The sequence below is a fragment of the Thermoanaerobaculia bacterium genome (genome assembly GCA_035260525.1).
Lineage (GTDB): Bacteria > Acidobacteriota > Thermoanaerobaculia > UBA5066 > DATFVB01 > DATFVB01.
The window spans coordinates 1-2140 of sequence record DATFVB010000267.1 but is presented as its reverse complement, the minus strand read 5'-3'; the positions used below and the strand labels follow the sequence as shown (position 1 = coordinate 2140).

Sequence of the window (2140 nt, the reverse complement as noted above, 5' to 3'; positions counted from 1 at the left end):
GACCGGCGTGGAGAGGATTCCGCTGCATCCGAAGTACAGGACCGGCGTGGCGGGCGAGTAGGCCGGTTGCGATACGTCGATCGCCTGTTCTCCCAGGCCGCTCGTGCCGTCGGGGCCGGCGTCGTTGAAGACGCGGGCGTAGACGACGGGCGCCGGCGAGGCGGCGTCGAGAACGACGTCGAGGCTGCCGAGCCCCGTCTGGCCCATCGTGCCGACGATGTCGGGATAGGAGACCGCCCGGCCGGCCCCGAGGATGAGGTCGAGCGAGGGATCCGAGGTGCTGCCGGAGACGGCGAGCGGATGGAAGACGAGCTTGCCCGAGAGGTCGCCTCCGTAGGGAGACGCGACGATCTGGAGCGAGGTCTTGAACTGGGCGCCGAAGGCGCCGGGGATCGAGCCCACCCCGGGAACGACGAGCGCGGTATAGCTCGTCGTGACGCCCGTGGCGCCGAGGGAGAGCTGGTCGGTGATGTGGTAAAGCCGCGCGTCGATCGAAACGGCGCTCTGGACGTCGCCGGGGTAGACCAGATAACCGATGGTCGGAAAACCGGCGAATGCCACCGGGTTAGCGGAACAGTCGTCGAGCACCGTCATGCCGATCAGGTCCCCCTGTTCGACGGGAAGCGGAGGAGCCAGCGTGGACGTGAAGACGACGTTTGCGTCGGGGGAAGTCAGACTGAGCGCGGCGCTCTGGGCGGTCGGGACGAGCGTGGATCCGGCCCGGCGAAAGACCTTTATGCGAACGGCGGAGTTGCACCCGCCGCTGGCCCAGCCGAGCTTCACCTGCGTGAGATTCCCCGTAGCGGTTGCCGGTCGCGACAGGTCGATCAGGGTGTACGGGAGAGCGACGGAAGCCGTACCGCTGTTGGCATGGCTCGACGGCGGATCTCCGACGACGAGCGCGGGCGGCGTGGCCGCAGAAAGCGTTGCGGCGAGCGCGAGCGCGGCTGCCGCCGCTGCCGATTTGAGAATCGTCTTCATGGCTTCTCCTCCTTTTTCTGCCGGCGCGGGAGCCGGATCGGACGATCCGGACCTGTCGAAGGAAATTACACGCTCCTCGCAGGCCCGTTCGCCTGATGCAACCAGCTCATGCGGCATCAGGCGTCCATCCGTAACTGTCCGTCCCCGAGAGGCTTGACCGGGAGAGGGCGCCGGCGGCAGCGCGCGCGGGCACCTCTCATTGGAGAATGGCCCCGTGAGGTCTCCCTGGTCGATCCGCGTTCTCCGGCCGTGGCTCTTCCGGAGATGGGAGCGGGAGCGGAAGCGAGCGCTCGCGGGCATCGGCGGCGGCCGGCCGACGCTTGCTGCCGGCAACCGGGCGCCGCAATTCGCGCTGCCCGACGACACGGGACGGATCCGCCGTTCGGAGGAGTGGATCGGGGCTCGGCGAACGGTCGTCTGGTTCACGAATCTGTGCTCGGTGTGCGAGGACCAGGCCGTTGAGCTCGAAGGGTTCGCGAGACGGGGCGAGCTCGCCGTTCCGGTCGTCGCGATCCATTTCCCCGGCGGATCCGAGCCCTCGCCCGCCGACTTCCGGCGGCGGACGGGTGCGGCCTTTCCGATCCTGATCGACGACGGCTCGGTGGGCCGCGCGTGGACCGGGGAAGCGGTCCCCGACACGTGACCGCTCGTCAACGTCTTCGTCGTGAACGAAGCGGGACGAATCGTGCTCGCGGACCATCTCCGCGATCCGAGGAAGCTCGTGGAGCGGATGAGAGGGCGTTAGCGGCAGCGCGGATACTGAATCAAGAGAGAGGCGGAACCGTGACGCTTGCCTCGAACTCGTTGTCCGTCTCCATGCTCTCCTCGATCCGGTTCGACGGATCGATCACGACGCGAATCTTGTGCGTTCCCGCTGAGAGCCTCCCGACTGCGATGTGCGGGTTCCGGACGGTTTCGGCGGCAGCGATCGAACCCGCGATGACCCACGAACGGGCGAGCGCGCCGTCGACGAAGATCGCAACCTCGAAGGGAGCGAAGGTCGTGCGATTGCCGAAGTTTCGAACGGCGATGTCGGCGAACCAGGACCCGGGCTCCGTATCCGGCGCGTCGTCGTTCGAAAGAATCACGAGGGCCTGTTCGCGATCGACGCGCACGAGCGTCAGGTTAGGCCCGTCGGCATGGGAGCGGAGAAGGCCGC

Annotated in this window: 3 protein-coding genes; 1 reads left to right on the top strand and 2 read right to left on the bottom strand. The window is 67.7% G+C overall.

Going from position 1 to position 2140, the window contains the following annotated elements; translation table 11 throughout:
• Positions 1-981: hypothetical protein (locus VKH46_12910; GenBank protein HKB71738.1), on the bottom strand; the 981-nt coding region annotated here is incomplete at its 3' end.
• 214 nt (positions 982-1195) lie between these two features.
• Here VKH46_12910 and VKH46_12905 point away from each other — a divergent pair.
• Entirely contained in the window at positions 1196-1624 is a 429-nt protein-coding gene (locus tag VKH46_12905; GenBank protein HKB71737.1) for a redoxin domain-containing protein, read from the top strand.
• A gap of 121 nt (positions 1625-1745) precedes the next feature.
• Here the strand turns inward: VKH46_12905 and VKH46_12900 are convergent.
• A partial coding sequence (locus VKH46_12900) for a CARDB domain-containing protein (GenBank protein ID HKB71736.1) occupies positions 1746-2140 on the bottom strand: 395 nt, incomplete at its 5' end.